We start from the raw sequence: 21602 nt of genomic DNA on the forward strand, positions 1-21602 counted from the left end.
AAACACCGTCATGTGCTATGCTATTTCATATCTTTTGATATGAAAATATGCCATGGCATCATTCTACGATCAGCTCCAGGCACGCCGAGCCACACGCAAATCCTCGCTGGGGGAAGTGGCCCGGCTGATCGGCATGGCGCCGTCCAACCTGACCACGGCGCTGAGCGGCCGCAGCGATGTGCGCGCCTCCACACTCGAAGCCGTGGGTGCCGCGCTCGATGCGGAATGGGTCCTGGTGCCACGCGAGCACCTGCTCGCCGTGAAGCGCCTGGTCGAGGGCAAGGACAGCGGGCCGGACCGCGAGGCCAAGACCTCGGTGGAAATGTTCCTGGAGCAGGAATCATGAGCCCCGGGCTGCGCCCCCGCTATCTGGAAGTGCACCTGCACGGCGTGCTGTGCGGCCATCTGTGCGAGGTCGAGCGCACCTGCCGCTTCGTGCCGGCAGAGGCCTTCCGTGGCGACCCGCTGCGGCCCACGCTCAGCCTTTCGCTGACCTTCCCCGGCAACGACACGCTGACCGCCTCGGTGCTGGCCAACCCCTTCCATCGCGCGCTGTACAACACCAACGCGGCGCTGCCGCCCTACTTCGCCGGGCTGTTGCCCGAGAGCGAGCTGCGCAAGCGCCTGGAGGCCACGCGCCACCATCCCGAAGACCGTGACGATTTCGGCATCCTGGCCGCCGCCGGCGACGACCTGCCGGGCGCGGTAGTGGTGCGCCCCGCGCCCATCGACGCCCTGCCCGAGCACGTGCGCACCGTCGGCGTGACGGGTGGCGCGGACAACCTGGAAATTGCCGTGATCGAAGGCGCCACCGAAGGCGCGGCATCGGTCTCGGGCGTGCAGAACAAGCTAGCACTGTCCACCGCGCATGCCGGCAAGCGCTACTCCATGCCCACCCATGGGCACCTCTCCGACCTGATCGCCAAGCTGCCCGCGCGCAATGACGACAGCCAGGTCTTCAACGAATACGTGTCGATGCAACTGGCGCAGGCTGCCGGCGTGGCGGTGGCACCRTGCCGGCCCGTGCCGCTTGCCGCCATCGAGGTCGAGGGGCTGGCCGAGGCCCTTGGCACCGGCCTGCACTTCCTCGCCGTGGACCGCTTCGACCGCGAGCCCGGCGGGCGCGTGCATGCCGAAGACGGCTGCCAGTTGCTGACCCGCATGCCCAACCGCAAGTATGGCGGCCATGACGCCTACGCCGCCCTGGTGCAACTGCTGGAGCGCCTCAGCGTGCGCGGCATCGAAGACGTGCGGCAGTTCTTTATCCGCCAGGCCGTCGATACGCTGCTGGGCAACAGCGACGCCCACCTGAAGAACTTCTCGTTCCTGTACCGCAACGGCGTCGCGCCCGAACTCTCGCCCGCTTATGACATCGTCAGTGTGGCTGCCCTGCCGGGCTTTGCCGGCTTCGGCCAGAACGTAGCCATCGACCGGCAGCAGCGCGAGCAAACCCTGCAGACCTACCGCGAATTCGCGCGCAAGGCCCGGATCGCCGAGCGCATCGCCACCGCCGCCGTGAAAGACGCGGTGGCGATGGCGCACGAGCGCTGGCCKGCATTGCTGGAGCAGCTGCCGGCGCCGGCGGGCATGCGTGCCATCGTGCTGGAGCGGCTGGCGACATTACCCCTGGCACGGCGCAAGGCTTAGTTCAGCGCCCCCCTCAGCTCAGCCCATCCAGCACCACGTGCTGCCCATGGATCGCCTGCGCCGCGTCCGAGGCCAGGAAGGCAATGGCGCGCGCCGCCGCCGCGGTCGAGACCCAGTTGGTGGGATCGGCGGTGGGCATGGCCTGGCGGTTGGCATGGGTGTCGAGCGTGCCCGGCGCGACGCTATTGACGTTGACGCCAGCTCGGCGCACCTCATGCGACAAGCTCTCCACCAGACGCTGCAACGCGCTCTTTGACGCGCAGTAGGCGCCCATCGCGGCGGCGCCGCTAGCGGCGCCGCGCGCGGTCACAGCCACGACCTTGCCGGCACCCTGCGCAAGCATGGCGGGCACCAGGTGCTGCGTGACGGCCACCAGCGACCAGGCGTTCAGATCCATCATCCGCATCCAGGATTCGCGGCTGAGCGCATGCACGGGCTCGCCCATCTCGAAGCCGCCTGCCACGTGCACCAGCACATCCACGCCACCGAACGCGTCGAGGATGCTGCGCGCCGCCATGGCCATGCTGTCCGTCGAGGTCACGTCCGCCGCTAGCAACAGGTGCCAGTCCGCGGCCTCGGGCACCGGCGCGTGCGCACGCAGCACCTCCACGTCGCGGTCGATCAGGGCCAGCCGCGCCCCCTCGTCCGCGAACGCCTGGGTAACGGCGCGGCCAAGCGCGCCACCGGCGCCAGTAATCACGATGCGGCGGGGGGATGCTGACGATGCCATGGTGTTCTCCTGTTCGGGCTTCGGTCTCCTAGTCACCATAGTCTGCCGCGCTTGAGGTGGAAAGCGCGTTGGAGGGCGAGGGGCAAAGCCGGCGAGTGCATTCGGCCTCGCCGGGGCCGGCAAAGCACAGCCCGATGCCATTGCAGAATCTTACAAACGATAATCATTATCATTTACAATCTGGCGCTTTCCGCACTCTCGCAGCACATGCTCACTCGCCAACTGATTGCCCCGGCCGCCCTGGGTTGCCTGCTCTCCCCCGCCATGGCCCTGGCCGCCCCGGACGCCGAGACCACCTTGCCGGCCGTCACGGTTAGCGCCGCCGAAGATCCCCGCGCCGACACCGGCTTTGCCACGCGCCGGGCAGCGGGCGTGACCAAGTCCGGCACGTCCGCGGCGGACAACGCGCAGTCCATCACCGTGATCACGCGCGATCTGATGGACAGCCAGCAAGCGCAAACCCTGGGTGACGCGCTGGCCAATTCGGCCGGCGTGGTCACCAATGTCTACGGCCGGCGCGGCTGGGACGACTTCATCATCCGCGGCCAGCGCGCATCCGAATCCGTCTTTGTCGATGGCCTGCTGGTCGAGTCGAACAACCGCGTGGCGCAGGAGCTGTTCGGCGCGCAGCGCGTGGAAGTGCTCAAAGGCCCGGCCTCGGTATTGTTCGGCAAGGTGCAGCCGGGCGGCATGGTCAATATCGTCAGCAAGCGCCCCATGCCCGACCTGTTTGGCGAACTAGGGCTGACGGTAGGCAACTACGGCTTGCGGCAGGCCACGGCGGACGTGGGCACGCCATTGTCGGAAAACGGCAAGGCCGCGCTGCGCGTGAACGCCCTGGCGATGAACAGCAACGACGCGACCGACTACGTCTATTACCGCAACCGCTACATCGCGCCGTCGCTGTCGCTGGACCTGGGCGCGCGCACCGACCTGACCCTGCTAGCGAGCCACAACGAGCGGCAATATGTGCGCCAGCAAGGCCTGCCCGTGAATGGCACGCTCATCGCCAACCGCAACGGCACCCTGCCCAACAGCCGCTTTACCGGCGAGCCGGGCCTGGCGCCATACGACGGCGAGCAGAACCGGCTGGGCTATGCGCTGACCCACCGCTTTGATTCCGGCTGGACGTTGAACCAGAATTTCCGCTGGCAAACGCTGTCGCTGGCCGGCACGCTGATCGCGGGCGGCACCATGGCCGTCAACAGCCAACTGCTCAACCGCAGCGGCACGCAGCAGGATTTCTCCGGCACCACCCTCGGCGTGGATACCAACTTGCAGCGGCGCTTCGAGATTGCCGGGCAGCAGCATGAGATCACGCTCGGCGTGGACTACAACCGCAGCAACGAGAGCCGCCTGCAGCGTACCTGCCGCGTCGCGGCGCTGAACGTCTACAAGCCGGTGTATGGCGCGGCCGTGAACTGCCCCAGCGCCTACAGCCTGAACCAGGAAGACAACGTCAGCACGCTGGGCTTCTACGCGCGCGACCAGGTGCGCTTTGCCGAGCGCTGGCTGCTCACCGCCGGCCTGCGCCACGACACCGCCCGCACCAGCACCACGGACCGCCTGGCCGCCACGCGCCTGGACGACACCGCGCGGGCCGTCACCGGCAGCGCCGGGCTGATGCTCGACCTGACCAGCTGGGCACGGCCCTATGTCAGCTACGCGACCTCGTTCCTGCCCAATAGCGGCACGGACGTCAACGGCGGCACCTTCAAGCCCGAGACGGGACGCCAGGCCGAGGTGGGCATCAAGTTTGATTTGCCCGGCAAGCGCGGCCTGCTGACCCTGTCTGCCTTCGACCTGACCCGGCGCAACGTGCTGAGCTCGGACCCRGTCAATACCGGCTTCAGCATTGCCACGGGCGAGCAGCGCACGCGCGGGCTGGAGGCAGAGCTGACGGCGGATCTTGGCGGCGGCTGGAGCCTGGCCGGCGCCTATGCCTACATCGCCAGCGAGGTCACGGAAGACACCGTTGCCGCCAATGTGGGCAAGCCGCTCAACAACGTGCCCCGGCACAGCGTCTCGCTATGGGGCACCAAGCATTTCCGCGGGCCGCTGGCAGGCTGGTACGCCGGCGCCGGCATGCGCGCGGAGAGCGCCAAGCGCGGCTACACCTTCAACTACACCGTGCCCGGCTACGCGGTGGCGGACCTTGGCGTGGGCTATGTGGCATCGCACTGGAAGGCCGCGCTCAACGTCAAGAACGTGTTCGACAAGGCGTACTATGCCGGCGGCCTGAGCAACAACATCGTGCCGGTGGGCAATCCCCGTACGGTCATGCTCAACGTGGCGCTCAACTACTAAAACCAAACTACGCTACGCCGCCAGCAGGCCTTCGATCAGGCCCGCCACATGCCGCACGGCCACGTCGTCGTCGCGGCGCACATGCCAGGCCAGGTGGAGGGAAAAACCCTCCACCGCCACCGGCGGCGCGAACGTCGCCAGGGCCTGTGCCGGGTCCTCCGGCAGGCAGCGGCTGGGCAGCATGGCGATCAGGTCGGAATCGGCCAGCAGCGGCGGCACCATCATGAAGCTCGGCACCACCATGCCGATGCGCCGCGCCAGGCCCAGCCCGGCCWGTGCATCGTCCAGCGGCCCATGGATGTCGCCACGGCCGGATACCAGCACATGCGGGTAGTCCAGCCAGCGCTCCAGGCCAAAGCCGGTGGCGGCCGGATGGCCCTGCCGCATGGCCACCACGTAGTGCTCGCGCAATAACGGCCGACGGCGAAAATCCGCGCCCACGGCGGGAAACACGGATACGGCGAGATCGCTATCCCCGCGCGCCAGGGACTCGAGCGCAGCATCGGCGCCCTGCCACGGCTGCAGCACGAGATTGACACACGGCGCGCTGCACGCCAGTTGCCGATGCAGTTGCCGCGCCACCAGCACGGCGGGATGGTCCGCCATGCGCATGCGCACCGTTTGCGACAAGCTCGCCAGATCCACCTCGGGCTCGCCGATCACCGCCGCCACCGAGGCCAGCGCCTGCTTCAGCGGCCCGCGCAGAGCCTGCGCCTTTGGCGTGAGCTRCATGCCGCCAAGCGCACGCTCCAGCAGGCGATCCTTGAACAGATGGCGGCACCGCTCCAGCGCGCTGGAGGCCGCTGGCTGGGACAGCCCGACACGCTGCGCGGCACGCGACACATGGGCTTCGTCGAGCAAGGCGTCCAGCACGGTCAGCAGATTGAGGTCGATCGCACGTAAATTCATGAAACAGATAATAGAACATACAAACCATCCATTGGAATGATTTAGTGTGAAGCGGCATCCTTGAGACATCGCCACGGCACGCACCACGGCACACACCGCGGTACTACCAACCGGAGCCCCTCATGTCCAAGACCCTGATCCTGCTGTTCCACCCCCGGTTCGGCCAATCCAAGGCCAATCGCGCCCTGTGCAATGCGGCCAGCACGCTGCCCGGCGTGGAGATCGCCGACCTCTACGCCCTCTACCCGGACGGCGCCATCGATGTGGATGCCGAAGTCCGCCGGCTGCTTGGCGCGGACCACATCGTGTTTCAGTTCCCGCTCCAGTGGTATGCCACGCCCGCCCTGCTCAAGGCCTGGCTGGACGCCGTGCTGACACGCATGTTCTATATCGCCTATGAGACGGAGGGCCGCGCGCTGGCAGGCAAGCCCATGCTGGTAGCCGCCACTGCGGGCAACGTGCGGCAGGCCTACGGGCCAGGCGGCGTCAATCTGTTTCCGCTTGCCGAGTTGCTGCGCCCCTTGCAAGCCACCGCCAACCGCTGCGGCCTGCCGTGGTCCGAGCCGTTCGTGCTTTATGAGGCTGGCAAGCTGGATGACCACGCGCTGGCTGCCGCGGGCGAACGCTACGCTGTGCGCTTGCAGCACATCGCGGCCTAGCCAGCCACGCCAGGATCGTTCAAGATTCGGGCTCGCAGAAACGCCTGAGAGTCGCAATTGCCGCTGAATCGCCTGAAACAAAGCGCCACCCTGATCGCCGTGCTGGCATTGATCGGATCGATGGCCTCGCTCTGCGTCGGAACATCGTTTGCCAAGAGCCTGTTTGCCGAGGTTGGCGCCCAAGGCACCACGGCGCTGCGGGTGAGCTTCTCGGCGTTGATCCTGCTATGCGTGTGGCGGCCCTGGCGGATGCCGCTCAGCCTGGCCAACGCCCGCGTGATCGCGCTGTACGGCGCGGCGCTGGGTGCCACCAACCTGCTGTTCTATATGTCGCTGCGCACCGTCCCGCTCGGGCTGGCGATTGCCATCGAGTTCACCGGGCCGCTGGCAGTAGCCGTGTCGTCGTCGCGGCGGGCCATCGACTTTCTCTRGATTGCCTTTGCGGTGGCAGGCTTGCTGTTGCTGTTGCCGCTTGGGGAGAACGTTGCCACGCTCGATCCCGTGGGCATCGGCTACGCGCTGGCGGCTGGCGTGGGCTGGGCGCTATACATCATCTTCGGGCAGATGGCAGGCAACGCGCACGGCGGGCAAGCCACCTCGCTCGGGCTGACCATGGCATCGCTGGTCGTGCTGCCTTTCGGGCTGGCGCATGCCGGCGCGGCCATGTTCAGCCCGTCGCTGCTGGTAGCAGGGCTGGCGGTTGGCCTGCTCTCCAGCGCCATTCCCTATTCGCTGGAAATGGTGGCGCTCAAGCGGCTGCCGCGCCGCACCTTCGGCATCCTGCTCAGCATGGAACCCGCCATGGGCGCGCTGGCAGGGCTCGCCTTCCTGCACGAGACGCTGAATACACAGCAATGGCTGGCGATTGCCAGCATCATCACGGCGTCGGTGGGATGCACCGTGACGGCCGGATCGCGCAAGCGCGCAAGCGCAGAGGCTTAGGCCGCCGGGAGCCGCGCGACGCCCTGCGGCGCGCTGTTGCCGGCCAACTCGCCCAGCACCAGTTTCACCTCATACAGCAGGCTGTCTTCCGGAGTGCGCCGGGTGGAGAAACCGAACTCCCGCATCAGCGCCAGCATGCGGCGGTTCTCGCTCAGCACATCCCCGCGCAGCAGATGCAGGCCGGCGCCCAGCGCCGCGTCGCGCAGGCGCTGGATCAGCCGGCGGCCGATACCCTTGCCTTGCCAGTCGTCGGCCACCGCCACGGCGAACTCCCCAACGTCGCCCTCTTCGCCACGCGTCACCACGTAGTTGCCGTTGGCGACGATCATCGGCAGTCCCTGCACTTCCGCCGTGACCACCAGCGCCAGGCCGGCGTTGCTCTCGATGAACAGGTCGATCACCTCGTCGGACACGCGTCCGCCGGTCAGGAAGCGGTAATAGCGGCTCTCGCGCGACAGGGCCTGGACGAAAGCCCGCTCTCTCTCGGCATCGGCGGCACGAACAGCGCGCACCACCACGCGCTCGCCACCGCTCAACTTCCAGGTCTCGGCACATTCCGGGCAGCCGGCATGCCAGCCGCCGCCGGTCAGGCGGGATTGGCCCGAGAGACTTGGGGGATTCGAGGGTTGCATGTCCGGCTCCTGACTTCATATTTCATAGTCAGGAGTATAGGCAATACCCTGACTTTTGCAAATGAAGTTAGCCTGCTATGCTCAATGGATGGATCTCACCGCCCAAGAACTCCGCAACTGCTCGATTGCCGCGACCCTCTCGCTGATCGGAGAGAAGTGGACAATCCTGATCCTGCGCGACGTTTTCCACGGCATCAGGCGCTTCGACGAGTTCCTGGAGCGCCTGCAGTGCTCCCCCGCCGTGCTGTCGGCCAGGCTCAAGACACTGACCGAGGCAGGCATCCTGCGCAAGGTGAGCTATCGGGAGCCGGGCGAGCGGGAACGGTTCGAGTACCGGCCGACGCGCGCCGCGGTGGAGTTGCTGCCGGTGATCATCGGCCTGATGCAATGGGGTGATCGCCACCTGGCCGCCAGCGGCCAAGGGCCGGTGACGCTGCTTACCGCACCGGAGGGGCGCCGCGTGCGCGCGGCGCTGGTGGATGATGCGGATCAGTTAGTGCGGCCCAACGATATCGAGATTTACCACGCGAGCCAGCGGCCAGCGCCGGCGGCCGAAGGCGAATCCCCGCAAGCGCCTGCCACGCAGGCGTGAGCCTGGGTGGCAGGCGACCCAAAGCAGCTTGGTCATGCATCCCGGCGATCAGTCGTCAATCCTTCAGCCACCAGTCCAGCAGTGTTTCGTCATCGGGATCGTCCAGATTCCGGTAGATGTTCGCGTAGTACCACTGAATCCCGGTCTGCTCGCGAAACCTATCAAAGACCTCGCGGATCCGGTCCATCCCGTTGTTGGATGGGATGGTCAACGACAGGTTTCCGCCGTTGATCCCATCCAGGGAACCGCCCAGTTCGGCTTGCACTTGCTTCTCCAGCCGTGCCAGGCATGCCTGTGGGATATCTTCATCCTCGTAGATCTGAATGCAGAAATTGCCACCCCTCGACAGGACTTCGGCATGCGCGTTTCTGTTCTTGATAGAGACGATGTCGCCTCTTGCCAGATTCAGGGCGAGACCGGGCGAGGCGAGTAGCTCATAGGTGTCTTCATCGATCTTGCGGGCGGGCAGTTCCTCGAACATTGGCTCCGCGTCGTCTTCTCCGGCGTAGACGTGGATCAGGACGTTTGGGGGGATGTTTTCCATGGGGTAATTCGTCGCTCTTGAATTTGATGCTGATGCGCAATCGCCTAGTTTACATAGCAAGCGTGTTGTGAGACATCTTCAACGTTCGACGTTCGACGCTTTAACMCATGCCCCGCGCAAGAACAACAGCCCAGGAACCAGCTAGAGCCAAACCCAATGCGACTTCTCGATCATGTTTCAATCGGCGTGCCCAACCTCGACGCAGCGCGCCCCTTCTATGACGCGATCATGCAGACCTTGGGCGCAACGAAGGTCTATGACCGCCCCGATGCGCTTGGCTATGGCGAGCGCTGCACGTCCAGCGATACGATGTCCACGTGCCTGGCGGTCTATCTCGACCCGAGCAGGATCGAAGCAAACAAGCGGCATTGGTGCTTCAAGGCGTCGTCCCGCAAACAGGTGGACGCGTTCTTCGCCGCGGGCCTCGACGCCGGGGGATCGTCGGATGGGGATCCCGGCCTGCGGCCTGCCTACCATGCCGGATACTACGCAGCGTTCCTCGTCGATCCGGCGGGCAATCGCGTGGAGGCGGTGTGTCATTCGGATTCGGCCTCGATCTGACTCGGTCCGCCTAAAACCAGCCGCTGCCTGCACCACCACGCGCACCGCCCCGATCCATTGCACTGCACCATGACCGTGCCACCCCGCCCCACCTCGGCGCATCGCCTCCCGGCCTGACGCGCCTGCGCAGCGCAAAAACCCCGCCATCCATCACAAACAGCCCTGGCACACCGCTTGCGTAATAAGACGCGAGCGGACCAACGGCGGCCCGCTCACCTCACACAGGGTGGTAGCGGTCTTCACCGCTGCCACCAGGACAACGGCGTCCCCTGATCTGGTCTTCACGACCGGATTGCGGGACGCCATTTGTTTTTATGGAGCCATGATGACCGGCAAAGCCACCCGCATCGAACTGCTAAGCCTGCGCACCCCGCAGATGCGCGCCTTCCACCTGACGTGGATGGCCTTCTTCGTGTGCTTCTTCGCGTGGTTCGCTTGCGCGCCGTTGATGCCGGTGCTCAAGGGTGAATTCGGCCTGACTCCCGACCAGATCGCCAATATCAATATCGCGGCAGTGGCGGTGACCATTCTCGTGCGGCTGGCCATCGGCCCGCTGTGCGACCGCTTTGGTCCGCGCCGCGCCTACACCGGCTTGCTCGCGCTGGGTGCGATCCCCGTGCTGGGCGTGGCGATGGCGCAGAGCTACGAAGCCTTCCTGTTCTTCCGCCTGTTGATTGGCGCGGTTGGCGCGAGCTTCGTGATCACGCAATACCACACCTCGGTGATGTTCGCGCCCAACGTGGTGGGCACCGCCAACGCGGCAGCCGCCGGCTGGGGCAATGCCGGCGGTGGCGCGGCGCAAGCGCTGATGCCGCTGCTGCTGGGTGGCGTGCTGATGCTGGGCGTGAGTCACACCATGGGCTGGCGCCTGGCGCTGCTGGTGCCGGGCGTGCTGATGCTGATCATGGCAGTGCTGTACTGGCGCTATACGCAGGACTGCCCGCAAGGCGACTTCAAGGATCTGCGCGCGCGCGGCATCGCCATCGACAGCGGCAAGAAAGGCGKCTGGGCCAGCTTTGTCGCCGCTGCCGGCAACTACCGCGTGTGGATGCTGTTTATCACCTACGGCGCCTGCTTCGGCGTGGAGATCTTCATCCACAACGTGGCTGCTACCTATTACGTGGATCGCTTCGGCCTGTCGCTGGGCAGCGCCGGCCTGGCCGCCGCCAGCTTTGGCCTGCTCGCCCTGTTCGCCCGTGCCCTGGGCGGCTGGCTGTCGGACAAGGCTGCGCTGCGCCGTGGCCTGGATGCGCGTTCCATGCTGCTGTTCGTGCTGATCCTGGGTGAAGGCCTGGGCCTGTTGTGGTTCGCCCAGGCGCATAGCGTCGTGGCTGCGGTGGCCGCCATGCTGGGCTTCGGCCTGTTCACCCATATGGCCTGCGGCGCCACCTATGCGCTGGTGCCCTTTATCGACCGCAAGGCGCTGGGCGGCGTGGCCGGCATCATCGGCGCCGGCGGCAATGTGGGCGCCGTGGCGGCGGGCTTCCTGATGAAGGGCCTGGGCGGCAACCTGCAGCAAACGCTGACCGTGCTGGGCGCGGCGGCCATCGTCTCCGCCTTGTGCGCCATCGCCGTGCGTTTCTCGGCCGAGCATAAGGCCAGCGAGCAGGCGCTGTTCGACAACGCGCTGGCCGGCTCGGGCTCCTGAGCCCGCCCGACGCAACGACGCCACCAAAGCACACGCACCAGCGGCCCCACAGAACAAGGAAACCATCATGAAACTGATCATCATCGGCCACGGCATGGTCGGCCACAAATTCCTGGAATGCCTGGCCGAGGCCGGTTCGCAAGATCTCGAAGTCACGGTGCTGTGCGAGGAGCCGCGTCCGGCCTACGATCGCGTGCACCTGTCCGAGTTCTTCGCTGGCAAGTCCGCCGAGGATCTCTCGCTGGTCGAAACCGGCTTCTTCGAGCGCAGCAACATGCTGCTGCGCCTGAACGCGCGCGCCACCGGCATCGACCGCGCGGCCAAGACGGTGACGGTTTCCACCGGCGAGACGCTGTCCTACGACAAGCTGATCATGGCCACCGGCTCCTACCCCTTCGTGCCGCCGCTGCCCGGCAAGGACCGCAAGGATTGCTTTGTCTACCGTACCATCGAAGACCTGGAAGCCATGCAGGAATGCGGCGCCCGCTCCAAGACCGGCGTGGTGATCGGCGGCGGCCTGCTGGGCCTGGAATGTGCCAAGGCGCTGCGCGACATGGGCCTGCAAACCCATGTGGTGGAATTTGCCCCCCGCCTGATGGCGGTGCAGGTGGACGACGGCGGCGGCGCCATGCTGCGCCGGAAGATCGAAGCGCTTGGCGTCACCGCGCATACCCGCAAGAACACCGTTGAGATCGTCGACGGCGAAGACGGCACCCATCGCATGAACTTTGCCGATGGCAGCCATCTGGACACCGACATGATCGTGTTCTCGGCCGGCATCCGCCCGCGCGACGAACTGGCCCGCGCCAGCGGCCTGGCCATTGGCGAGCGCGGCGGCATCACGGTGGACAACCAGTGCCTGAGCTCCGACCCCGACGTGTACGCCATCGGCGAATGCGCGCTGTGGGACGGCAAGATCTACGGCCTGGTCGCTCCGGGCTATGAAATGGCCCGCGTGGCCGCCAAGCACCTGCTCGGCCACCAGGCCGAGTTCGCCGGCGCCGACATGAGCACCAAGCTCAAGCTGATGGGCGTGGACGTGGCCAGCCTGGGCGACCCGCACGGCAATGCGCCCGGCAGCCGCTCGTTCCAGTTCACCGACGAGCGCAAGCAGGTCTACAAGAAGCTGGTGGTGTCCGAGTGCGGCAAGTACCTGCTGGGCGGCGTGCTGGTAGGCGATGCCGAGGAATACGGCACCCTGCTGCAGATGATGCTCAACAAGATCGAGCTGCCCGAGTCGCCGGAATTCCTGATCTTGCCGTCCTCCGACGGCCAGGCCAAGCCGGGGCTGGGCGCCGACGCGTTGCCCGATGCCGCGCAGATCTGCTCCTGCAACAACGTGACCAAGGGCGATATCTGCGCCGCCGTCTGCAACGGCACCACCACCATCGGTGCGATGAAGAGCTGCACCAAGGCCGGCAGCACCTGCGGCGGCTGCGTGCCGCTGGTCACGCAGGTCATGAAGGCCGAGATGAAGAAGCAAGGCCTGGCGGTGAACAACCACCTGTGCGAGCACTTTGCCTACTCCCGCCAGGAGCTTTACCACCTGGTGCGCGTGGGCGGCTTCAAGACCTTCGACGCACTGCTGGCAGCGCACGGCAAGGGCCTGGGCTGCGACGTCTGCAAGCCCACCGTGGCGAGCATCCTGGCCTCGTGCTGGAATGAGTTCGTGCTCAAGAAAGAGCACGCCAGCCTGCAGGACTCGAACGACTACTTCCTGGGCAACATCCAGAAGGACGGCACCTACTCGGTCGTGCCCCGCATGCCGGGCGGCGAAGTCACCCCCGACGGCCTGATCGCCGTGGGCCAGGTGGCCAAGAAGTATGGCCTGTACACCAAGATCACCGGCGGGGCGCGGGTCGACATGTTCGGCGCGCGCGTGGAAGAGTTGCCGATGATCTGGGAAGAACTGATCGCGGCCGGTTTCGAATCGGGCCATGCCTATGGCAAGTCCCTGCGCACCGTGAAGTCCTGCGTAGGTTCCACGTGGTGCCGCTACGGCGTGGACGACTCGGTTGGCCTGGCCATCGAGATCGAAAACCGCTACAAGGGCCTGCGCGCGCCGCACAAGATCAAGTTTGGCGTCTCCGGCTGCACCCGCGAATGCGCGGAAGCACRGGGCAAGGACGTGGGCATCATCGCCACCGAACGCGGCTGGAACCTGTACGTGTGCGGCAACGGCGGCATGAAGCCCCGCCACGCCGAACTGCTGGCCAGCGACCTGGACCGCGAAACGCTGCTGCGCTACGTGGACCGCTTCCTGATGTTCTATGTGCGCACCGCGGACCGCCTGCAACGCACCAGCGTCTGGCGCGACAACATGGAAGGCGGGCTGGACTACCTCAAGGCCGTGGTGCTGGAAGACAGCCTGGGCGTCGGCGCCGAACTGGAAGCGCAGATGCAGCACGTGGTGGACACCTACGAAGACGAATGGAAGGCCGCCGTGACCAACCCGGAAACCCGCAAGCGCTTCCGCCACTTCGTCAACAGCGACCTGCGCGACGACAACCTGGTCTTCATGGAGGAGCGCGGCCAGATCCGCCCGGCCACGCCGGAGGAACGGAACTTGCATAAATCCCGGCTTGAGCAGATCCCCGTGATCGTCAAGGCAGCCTGAACCGCCCCGACCCATCATCCCGCGCCAACGCCCAAGGAGAACATCATGAGCCCCACCCACCAAACCGAAGCCTGGACCGCCGTTTGCAGCCTGCGCGACATCGTGCCCAATACCGGTGTGTGCGCACTGGTGGACAAGGCACAGATCGCCGTGTTCCGGGTGGGCGCCGGCTACAGCGACGATCAGGGCGGCAATGGCGACCAGGTGTTCGCCATCTCCAACTACGATCCCAACTCCAACGCCGCCGTGCTGTCGCGCGGCCTGGTCGGCAGCCTGGGCGAACGCATCGTGGTGGCGTCGCCGATCTACAAGCATCACTTCGATCTGCAGACCGGCGAATGCCTGGAAGCGCCCGAGCACTCGATCGCGGCGTATCCGGCCCGCGTCTATGACGGCAAAGTCTGGGTGGCCGCATGACCACGCCCCCCAAACCCCGCCTGGTAGTGGTCGGCAACGGCATGGCCGGCATGCGCACGGTCGAGGAACTGCTGAAGCTCGCGCCCGACCTCTATGACATCACCGTGTTCGGCGCCGAGCCGCACGGCAACTACAACCGCATCCTGCTCTCGCCGGTGCTGGCGGGCGAGAAGACGGTTGCGGACATCATGCTCAACACCCGCGACTGGTACGATCAGAACGGCATCGAACTGCTGGCCGGCGATCCGGTGGTGGCGATCGACCGCCGCCGCCGGCTGGTGCGCTCGCAATCCGGGCGCGAGGTGGGCTATGACCGCCTGCTGCTGGCGACCGGCTCCAAGCCGTTCATCATCCCCGTGCCGGGCCACCAGCTCGATGGCGTCATCGCCTTTCGCGACATCCAGGACGTGGAAACCATGCTGGCGGCGGCCCGCAACCATCGCCACGCCGTGGTGATCGGCGGCGGCCTGCTCGGCCTGGAAGCCGCCAACGGCCTGATGCGCCAGGGCATGGAGGTCAGCGTCGTGCACGTGGCCGACAGCCTGATGGAGCGCCAGCTCGACAAGCCCGCCGCCGCGCTGCTCAAGCAGGCGCTGGAGCGCAAGGGACTGCGTTTTTTGCTGAACGCCAATACCAGCGGCATCCTTGGGGAAGACCGCGTCACCGGCGTATGCTTTAAAGACGGTACCCAGATCCGCGCCGACCTCGTGGTAATGACCGCCGGCGTGCGCCCCAATATCGAACTGGCCCAGCAGGCCGGGCTGCGCTGCGAGCGCGCCATCGTGGTGGACGACACCTTGCAGAGCTACGATCCGCGCGTGTATGCCGTAGGCGAATGCGTGCAGCACCGCCAAGCCACCTTCGGGCTGGTCGCGCCGATCTGGGAACAGGCGCGCGTGGCCGCCGCGCACCTGGCCGGCGCCGGGCATCGTCGCTATGTGCAGCAGGCCACCGCCACCAAGCTCAAAGTGACTGGCGTGGATCTTTACTCCGCCGGCGACTTCATCGGCGGCGAAGGCAGCGAGGATCTCGTCATGCGCGATCCGCGCCGCGGCATGTACAAGCGGCTGGTGCTGCAAGGCGGTCGGCTGGTCGGGGCGGTGCTGTACGGCGACGTGCAGGACGGCCCCTGGTACTTCGACCTGATCCAGAGCGGCGCCCCGGTAGGCGCCATGCGCCAGCGGCTGCTGTTCGGCAAGGCACAGTGCGAGGCCATGGCAGCCTGAACGCGTGAACGCCYGAACGCTTGAACGACCTAATCCCCGATTGACCGCCAGCAGCGAGCGCAAACGTGAACCTGTCCGATATCCCCGTCATCCTCTCCACCGGTTCGCCCACCCTGCTGTCCGCCGACGCCTCAGTCACCGTCACCGATACCACCTGCCCGTATTGCGGCGTGGGCTGCGGCGTGCGCGCCACCCGCCATGCCAACGGCAGCGTGGAGGTGGCCGGCGACGCCAGCCACGGCTCCAACCAGGGCCGCCTGTGCGTGAAAGGCTCGGCGCTGGCGGAAACCGTCGGCCTGGAAGGCCGCCTGCTGCACCCGCAGGTACGCGGTGCCGACGGCGCCTTGCAGCCAGTGTCCTGGGACCACGCGCTGGACAAGGTCGCCCAGGGCTTCAAGGACATCATCGCGGAGCACGGCCCCGATGCCGTGGCGCTCTACGTCTCCGGCCAGTTGTTGACCGAGGACTACTACGTTGCCAACAAGCTGATGAAGGGCTTTATCGGCAGCRCCAATATCGACACCAACTCGCGGCTGTGCATGTCGTCGGCGGTGGCCGGGCACAAGCGCGCCTTTGGCGAGGACCTGGTGCCCGGCAACTACGAAGACCTGGAACTGGCGGACCTGGTGGTGCTGGTCGGCTCCAACACCGCGTGGTGCCACCCGATCCTGTTCCAGCGGCTGTTGAAAGCCAAGGAAGCCCGGCCGGAAATGAAGCTGGTGGTGATCGACCCGCGCCGCACCGCCACCTGCGAGCTGGCCGACCTGCACCTGCCGGTCAAGCCCGGCACCGATGTGTGGCTCTTCAACGGCTTGCTGCACTACCTGGCACAGCACGGTGCGGTGGACCAGTCATTCGTCGACGCCCACACCAGCGGCCTGGACGCCGCGCTGGCGGCAGCCGGCCCGGACTGCGCCGACATCGCCAAGGTAGCCAAGGCATGCAAGCTCGACCCTGAAGCCCTGCGCGGCTTCTATGCATTGTTCGCCGCCACGCGCAAGGTGGTGACCGGCTTCTCGCAAGGCGTGAACCAGTCGTCGGCTGGCACCGACAAGGTCAACAGCATCATCAACTGCCACCTGGCCACCGGCCGCGTGGGCCAGCCCGGCATGGGCCCCTTCTCGCTGACCGGCCAGCCCAACGCCATGGGCGGGCGCGAGGTCGGTGGGCTGGCCAATATGCTGGCGGCCCATATGGAGCTGGCCGATCCGCTGCACCGGGAAATCGTGCAATCGTTCTGGGGCTCGCCCGCCATCGCGGACAAGCCGGGCCTGAAGGCGGTGGAACTGTTCGAGGCCATCGAGCAAGGCCGGGTCAAGGCGGTGTGGGTGATCGCCACCAACCCGGTGGTCAGCCTGCCGGATGCCGACCAGGCCCGCCGCGCGCTGGCCAAGTGCGAGCTGGTGGTCAGTTCCGACATCATGCTGCGCACCGACACCAACGACGCCGCGCACGTCCTGCTGCCCGCGCTTGGCTGGGGCGAGAAGGACGGCACCGTCACCAGTTCCGAGCGCCGCATCTCGCGCCAGCGCGCCTTCCTGCCCGCGCCCGGCGAGGCCCGCGCCGACTGGCGGATCCTGTGCGACGTCGCCACGCGCATGGGCTTTGATGGATTCCGCTTTGCCGGACCGCACGAGATCTTCGACGAGCACGCGCGGCTGAGCACGTACCGCAACGCGGGCAGCAGCGATCAGGCCCACGCGCCACGCATGTTCGACCTCGCCGGGCTGGCAGGCATGAGCCAGAAGCAATTCGACGCGCTCTCACCGGTGCAATGGCCGGTGATGGCCATGCTCCCCGGGGGCTTCGCCAACGCGTCCGGCGGCACTGCCCGCCTGTTTGCCGACGGCCGTTTCGCCCACCCCGATGGCCGCGCCCGCTTTATCGCCACCGCGCCGCGCGCGCCGTTCCACGCCCCCGACGACGAGTTCCCGCTGGTGCTCAACACCGGGCGCGTACGCGACCAGTGGCACACCATGACCCGCACCGGCAAATCGCCCAAGCTGGCCGACCACATCGCCGAGCCCTTCGTCGACATGCACCCGCAGGACGCCCTGCTATCCGGTGTCAGCGAAGGCAAGCTGGCTCGCGTGACCACGCGCTGGGGCGCCATGGTGGCACGGGTGCAGCACAGCGGTGGCATCCCGCGCGGCAGCGTATTCGTGCCGATCCACTGGAACAGCCAGTTCAGCTCCGATGCGCGCGTGGGTGCGCTGGTCAACCCGGTGGTGGACCCGGTCTCCGGCGAGCCCGAGTTCAAGCACACGCCGGTGCGCGTGGAGGAGTTCCGCGTGTCGTGGCATGGCTTCGTGTTGAGCCGCGAGGACCTCCAGGCGGACGAGCTGACCTACTGGACGCGCGTCCAGGGCCGCCAGTTCCAGCGCTACGAGTTCGCCGGCCGCGAGAATATCGCCGAGCGCGCCGCGTGGGCCCGCCAGTTGCTCGGCATCGACGACCCCAATGCGGACTGGATCGAGTATGAAGACCGCACCGCCGGCATCTACCACGCCGGCCACGTGGTCGACGACCGCCTCCAGGCCTGCATCTATGTGTGCACGCGCCCCGAACTGCCCTCGCGCGCGTGGCTGTCCACGCTGTTCGCCAAGGACCGCCTGGAAGACGCCGATCGCGTCGGCCTGCTGCTAGGCCAGCCGATGGAAAAGGGCGCCGACGCCGGCCCCACCGTGTGCTCCTGCTTTGGCGTGGGGCGCAACACCATCTGCGACGCGGTGCGCAAGCATGATCTGAAGACGCCGGCCGAAGTCACCGCCTGCGTGAAGGCGGGCGGCAACTGCGGCTCTTGCGTGCCGGAGTTGAAGAAGCTGCTGGCGGAGATACGGGTGGCGGAAGCGGCTTGATCCCTGGCAGGACCGGGTGGCTACTGCGGTGGGCGATTACTCAGCGACATCACGGCCTCGACGCCCCGGCGCTGCCAGCAGGCATCGTCGCAGTCAGTCGACGCGGCATCCACCGCCAGCCGGACATCCGTCGTGGCAGCCGATGCGCGTTCGTTCGCGCCGTCCTCCCTGGCGGGTGGCGACGCCGTGATCAGACCGGCGGCAAAACCTACCGCCAGCACTGCGCCGGCGCCCAACAAGCATGTGATGCGATTTCCGGCTTTCACGACAGTCTCCTCCTGGCTTGTATCTTTTCCCTCTGCCATGCTCCTGCATCGCTGCGCCGGCACGGTCTAATGACTCAAAGGTAGCCAATGGAATGAAAAACGTCCTCGTCCAAGCAGACTAGGGGCGATCCCGTATGCCCGTGCACGCGCCGGGAAGCCGGTGAAGCGCCAAGGCAGGCGCCAGCTAGTCACCATAGAGTCGCAGCAGCGGCCCGACGCACCCGACCAGGTCCACCGGCGCCAGCCGCAGCGAACAGGCGCTCAGCAGGCCCCATAGATGCGCCGCCAGCAGCGCGCCCTTGCCCTGCTCGCCCAGCACCCTGCCAAGGCCATCGCACAACGTCCTGCCGCGGGCACGGATGCGGACCGTGAGGTGGCAAAGCTCGCACTCGGGCGTGCAAGCGTGGTGCAGCAAGCCGAGGACGATACCCGCATAGCGCAGCACAGCCTCATCCTGCAACATCGTCGCCAGCGCGCGCTCCAGATCCGGGCGGGCCAGGCCCCCGCCGCTACCGGCGAAGGCTGCGAGCCGGCTGGCCAGATGCGCCTCCGCCCGCGCCATGACGGCGGCCAGCAACTCGGCGCGGCTACGGAAGTGTCCGTAGATCGCGCCGCGTGTCATGGCGATGGCGCTCGCTACCTGCTCCAGCGTGACGCATTGCACGCCCTGGCGCTCGAACAGCAGCTCCGCGCTCGCAAGGATGCGCTCGCGCGTAGCGGCCGCATCACGCGGGCAACGTCTTACCATGCCCGCACGGCACGCGCCTTACTGCGGATGCACGTCATCCGGCCCCCAGAAGGCGCGCATGCCGGTAATGCGCCCGTCGGCATCGAAGGTCATCACATCGGTCACGTCGATGCGTACCGGCTGCCCCTGCATCCGCACATACACGGCGAAACACAAGGCTGCGGCATTGCCGTGCGAACCCCGGGGCGCCGCCACCACTTCCAGGCGCGCGCCGAGCGACGTCACGTGCCGGTAGAAGGCGACGATACGCTCCCGCCCGGCTATCACCGGGCCGCCAACGGGGTCCTCGACGGTCGCGTCGTCGGCAAACRGCGCCGCCACGCGCCCGGCGTCCGCCGCATTGAAAGCGGACACGTAATCGAGCAAGGTAGCCTTCATGCCGGCGCTCTTGTTCGCGGCCATGGTCATGTCGATGGTCATTCCATTCCTCGCTGGAACAGGTTGAACGGGTCTTCCATGCTATCTCCTGCGTTTATCTACCTTGCGCTGCCGGCACGCCGGCCGGACGGCCAGGCTAAACGGCGGCCTCGGCCGTATCCGCGAGGAAGCCTAGGCATTCGCGGTTGAAGTAATCGCTGTGCTCGACCATCACCCAGTGGCCGCAGCGATTGATCAGCACGAAGCGCGCATCGCGGCAACCCTGCAGGAACTTGAGGGCGCCGCCGGCCGGGTTGAAGCGGTCTTCCGTGCCCCAGAAGCCGAGCACCGGGCACGCGATCTCGCCCAGGCGTTCGGTCAGGTTGGGCACCTTCATGGTGGCCAGCACCTCGCGCGGCTGCTCCTTGCACACGGCCATGCGCTCGTCCACCAGCGCATCGGTGACCAGCGTGGCGTCATGCACCAGCAGCTTCAGCAGTTCGCGCATGGTGTCATGGTTCATCTGCCCGCCGGTGAACAGCGACACCATCTTCTCGATGCCTTCCATGCGGAAATAGGTTTCCCGGTCCTCTACGCCACCTGGCGCCATCATCACCAGGCGGCTGACATGCTCCGGGTAGTCCAGCGCGTATTTCAGCGCAATGGCGCCGCCCAGCGAGTTGCCCACGAGCACGCAGCGCGGCAGTTCCAGTGCCAGCAATTGCGCGCGCAGCGCGGCGACGAAGAAGTCCAGCGTGTACTCCACATCCGCCGGCTTCGATGACTGGCCGTATCCCGGCAGGTCGACCACCACGGTGCGAAAGCCCGCCGCGGCAAAAGCCGGTGCGTTGTGCTTGAAGTTGCTGTGCCCGCTGGCGCCTGGGCCACTGCCATGGATGAACACCACGGGTTCGCCGGCGCCGGCATCGAGGTAGTGCAGGCGCAGGCCGTCTGGCGTGGCGATGGTTTGGYCGGCTGGAAATGCGGCAGGCGACGTACTGGACATGTCGGTGTCTCCCCTGTAGTCATGACGAACCCGGTCAATCATGCGCATGCGCAACGTGGCAGGCATCGTCCTTTCAGACTACGAAGCGGCCCGTGGATTTCCCTAAGATCGCACTGACCAGCAAGGCAACGGGACCAAGGGAAAACAGAGATGACGGGATTCGACTTCAGCGGCAAGACGGTGTTGGTGACAGGTGGCGCGCGCGGCATTGGCCGCGCCATTGCCGAGCGCTTCCTGGCAGCAGGTGCCCACGTGTTCACCTGCGGGCGCACGCCACCGGAGACTGACGAGAAGCAGCCGCGTGAGGCGGAGTTCATCACGGCCGACATCCGCGACGCCGAGCAGGTGGAGGCCATGCTGTCCCGGATCGTAGACAGTGCCGGCTCGCTCGATATCGTGATCCACAATGCCGGCGGCGCGCCCTTCGCGCTCGCTGCGGATGCCTCGCCGCGCCTGCTGGAGTCGATCATCCGCCTGAACCTGGTGGCGCCGCTGCAGCTGGCGCAGCGCGCCAACGCGCGCATGCAAACCCAGGCCAGTGGCGRCACGCAGATCTTCATCGGCAGCGTCAGCGCGCTGCGGCCCTCCCCCGGCACCGCCGCCTACGGCGCAGCCAAAGCGGGTATCCTGAACGCAGTCCGCTCGCTAGCGGTGGAATGGGCCCCGCGCGTGCGGGTCACGGCCGTGAGTCCAGGCCTGGTGCTGACCGAAGCCGCGCAGCAGCAACACTACGGCGATGCGGCCACGCTCCAGCGGGTGGCCGATACCGTGCCGCTCGGCCGCCTTGCCGCCCCGCGCGACATCGCTGACGCCTGCCTGTTCCTGGCCTCGCCGCATGCTGCATACGTCTCGGGCGCCAACCTGGTCATCGACGGCGGCGGCGAGCGTCCGGCCTTCCTCGACGCGGCAGTCCACCAGGCCGGCTGACCCGCCCAG

The 21602-nt window shown here is 66.8% G+C and carries 21 protein-coding genes; 13 read left to right on the forward strand and 8 right to left on the reverse strand.

The genetic code is table 11. The features are described from left to right. Positions 1–52 precede the first annotated feature (52 nt). Together AC1DS3_RS11715 and AC1DS3_RS11720 are read left to right on the forward strand one after the other, a co-directional pair. The gene (locus tag AC1DS3_RS11715) at positions 53–346 is read left to right on the forward strand and encodes a helix-turn-helix domain-containing protein (protein ID WP_174427630.1); all 294 of its coding nucleotides are present in this window, start codon (positions 53–55) and stop codon (positions 344–346) included. Further along, on the forward strand, positions 343–1647 hold the full coding sequence (locus AC1DS3_RS11720; RefSeq protein ID WP_441638703.1) for a type II toxin-antitoxin system HipA family toxin: 1305 nt from the start codon (positions 343–345) through the stop codon (positions 1645–1647). Before AC1DS3_RS11715 ends, AC1DS3_RS11720 begins: the two co-directional genes overlap by 4 nt. Positions 1648–1660: 13 nt before the next feature. Here AC1DS3_RS11720 and AC1DS3_RS11725 read toward each other — a convergent pair whose 3' ends face one another. After that, complete coding sequence (locus AC1DS3_RS11725) at positions 1661–2377, reverse strand: SDR family NAD(P)-dependent oxidoreductase (RefSeq protein WP_441638701.1); 717 nt, start codon at positions 2375–2377, stop codon at positions 1661–1663. Between the two features lie 207 nt (positions 2378–2584). On the opposite strand from AC1DS3_RS11725, the gene AC1DS3_RS11730 reads away from it, so the two are divergent. After that, entirely contained in the window at positions 2585–4684 is a 2100-nt protein-coding gene (locus AC1DS3_RS11730) for a TonB-dependent siderophore receptor (protein WP_441638699.1), read from the forward strand. A 12-nt stretch (positions 4685–4696) separates the two neighbouring features. On the opposite strand, the gene AC1DS3_RS11735 is transcribed toward AC1DS3_RS11730, so the two are convergent. Further along, a complete protein-coding gene (locus AC1DS3_RS11735; protein ID WP_477127201.1) occupies positions 4697–5593 on the reverse strand; it encodes a LysR substrate-binding domain-containing protein in 897 nt (298 codons plus the stop codon). A 122-nt stretch (positions 5594–5715) separates the two neighbouring features. Between AC1DS3_RS11735 and AC1DS3_RS11740 the strand changes: the two genes are divergently transcribed. Then, the gene (locus AC1DS3_RS11740) at positions 5716–6252 is read left to right on the forward strand and encodes an NAD(P)H-dependent oxidoreductase (protein WP_441638695.1); all 537 of its coding nucleotides are present in this window, start codon (positions 5716–5718) and stop codon (positions 6250–6252) included. Between the two features lie 57 nt (positions 6253–6309). Next, positions 6310–7194, forward strand: coding sequence for an EamA family transporter (locus AC1DS3_RS11745; RefSeq protein WP_477127202.1), 885 nt, complete (start codon positions 6310–6312; stop codon positions 7192–7194). On the opposite strand, the gene AC1DS3_RS11750 is transcribed toward AC1DS3_RS11745, so the two are convergent. Next, a complete protein-coding gene (locus AC1DS3_RS11750; protein ID WP_477127203.1) occupies positions 7191–7826 on the reverse strand; it encodes an N-acetyltransferase family protein in 636 nt (211 codons plus the stop codon). The genes AC1DS3_RS11745 and AC1DS3_RS11750 overlap by 4 nt on opposite strands. An 88-nt stretch (positions 7827–7914) precedes the next feature. On the opposite strand from AC1DS3_RS11750, the gene AC1DS3_RS11755 reads away from it, so the two are divergent. Beyond that, positions 7915–8418, forward strand: a complete 504-nt coding sequence (locus tag AC1DS3_RS11755) for a winged helix-turn-helix transcriptional regulator (RefSeq protein ID WP_441638690.1) — start codon at positions 7915–7917, stop codon at positions 8416–8418. Between the two features lie 55 nt (positions 8419–8473). Here the strand turns inward: AC1DS3_RS11755 and AC1DS3_RS11760 are convergent, their stop codons facing one another. Next, the gene (locus AC1DS3_RS11760) at positions 8474–8962 is read right to left on the reverse strand and encodes a DUF4265 domain-containing protein (RefSeq protein ID WP_441638688.1); all 489 of its coding nucleotides are present in this window, start codon (positions 8960–8962) and stop codon (positions 8474–8476) included. Between the two features lie 156 nt (positions 8963–9118). On the opposite strand from AC1DS3_RS11760, the gene AC1DS3_RS11765 reads away from it, so the two are divergent. The 6 genes from AC1DS3_RS11765 to AC1DS3_RS11790 all read left to right on the forward strand — a co-directional run bounded on the left by AC1DS3_RS11765 (position 9119) and on the right by AC1DS3_RS11790 (position 18289). Further along, positions 9119–9523 (forward strand): VOC family protein, encoded by a 405-nt coding sequence (locus AC1DS3_RS11765; protein ID WP_441638686.1) that lies wholly within the window; start codon positions 9119–9121, stop codon positions 9521–9523. Between the two features lie 325 nt (positions 9524–9848). After that, a complete protein-coding gene (locus AC1DS3_RS11770) occupies positions 9849–11171 on the forward strand; it encodes an MFS transporter (protein ID WP_477127212.1) in 1323 nt (440 codons plus the stop codon). Positions 11172–11238: 67 nt separating this feature from the next. Next, positions 11239–13788 carry a nitrite reductase large subunit NirB gene (nirB, locus tag AC1DS3_RS11775; protein WP_477127204.1) on the forward strand — a complete coding sequence of 850 codons (2550 nt, stop codon included), beginning with the start codon at positions 11239–11241 and terminating at the stop codon, positions 13786–13788. A gap of 45 nt (positions 13789–13833) precedes the next feature. After that, positions 13834–14205 carry a nitrite reductase small subunit NirD gene (gene nirD / locus AC1DS3_RS11780; protein ID WP_441638682.1) on the forward strand — a complete coding sequence of 124 codons (372 nt, stop codon included), beginning with the start codon at positions 13834–13836 and terminating at the stop codon, positions 14203–14205. Next, the gene (locus AC1DS3_RS11785; RefSeq protein WP_441638680.1) at positions 14202–15431 is read left to right on the forward strand and encodes an NAD(P)/FAD-dependent oxidoreductase; all 1230 of its coding nucleotides are present in this window, start codon (positions 14202–14204) and stop codon (positions 15429–15431) included. The genes nirD and AC1DS3_RS11785 overlap by 4 nt, the downstream gene beginning before the upstream one ends. A 65-nt stretch (positions 15432–15496) precedes the next feature. Then, a complete protein-coding gene (locus AC1DS3_RS11790; protein WP_477127205.1) occupies positions 15497–18289 on the forward strand; it encodes a molybdopterin-dependent oxidoreductase in 2793 nt (930 codons plus the stop codon). Positions 18290–18309: 20 nt separating this feature from the next. On the opposite strand, the gene AC1DS3_RS11795 is transcribed toward AC1DS3_RS11790, so the two are convergent. From AC1DS3_RS11795 to AC1DS3_RS11810, 4 genes are all read right to left on the reverse strand, one after another. Further along, complete coding sequence (locus tag AC1DS3_RS11795) at positions 18310–18555, reverse strand: hypothetical protein (RefSeq protein ID WP_441638676.1); 246 nt, start codon at positions 18553–18555, stop codon at positions 18310–18312. A 184-nt stretch (positions 18556–18739) separates the two neighbouring features. Next, a complete protein-coding gene (locus AC1DS3_RS11800; RefSeq protein ID WP_441638674.1) occupies positions 18740–19303 on the reverse strand; it encodes a TetR/AcrR family transcriptional regulator in 564 nt (187 codons plus the stop codon). An 18-nt stretch (positions 19304–19321) separates the two neighbouring features. Next, entirely contained in the window at positions 19322–19723 is a 402-nt protein-coding gene (locus AC1DS3_RS11805) for a nuclear transport factor 2 family protein (RefSeq protein ID WP_477127206.1), read from the reverse strand. A gap of 94 nt (positions 19724–19817) precedes the next feature. Beyond that, positions 19818–20666: an alpha/beta fold hydrolase gene (locus AC1DS3_RS11810; protein WP_477127207.1), complete on the reverse strand. Its 849-nt coding sequence runs from the start codon at positions 20664–20666 to the stop codon at positions 19818–19820. 150 nt (positions 20667–20816) lie between these two features. Here AC1DS3_RS11810 and AC1DS3_RS11815 point away from each other — a divergent pair, with 150 nt between their 5' ends. Next, positions 20817–21593, forward strand: coding sequence for an SDR family oxidoreductase (locus AC1DS3_RS11815; RefSeq protein WP_477127208.1), 777 nt, complete (start codon positions 20817–20819; stop codon positions 21591–21593). Positions 21594–21602: the final 9 nt, after the last annotated feature.

It is taken from the genome of Cupriavidus sp. 01L46, from assembly GCF_056399905.1.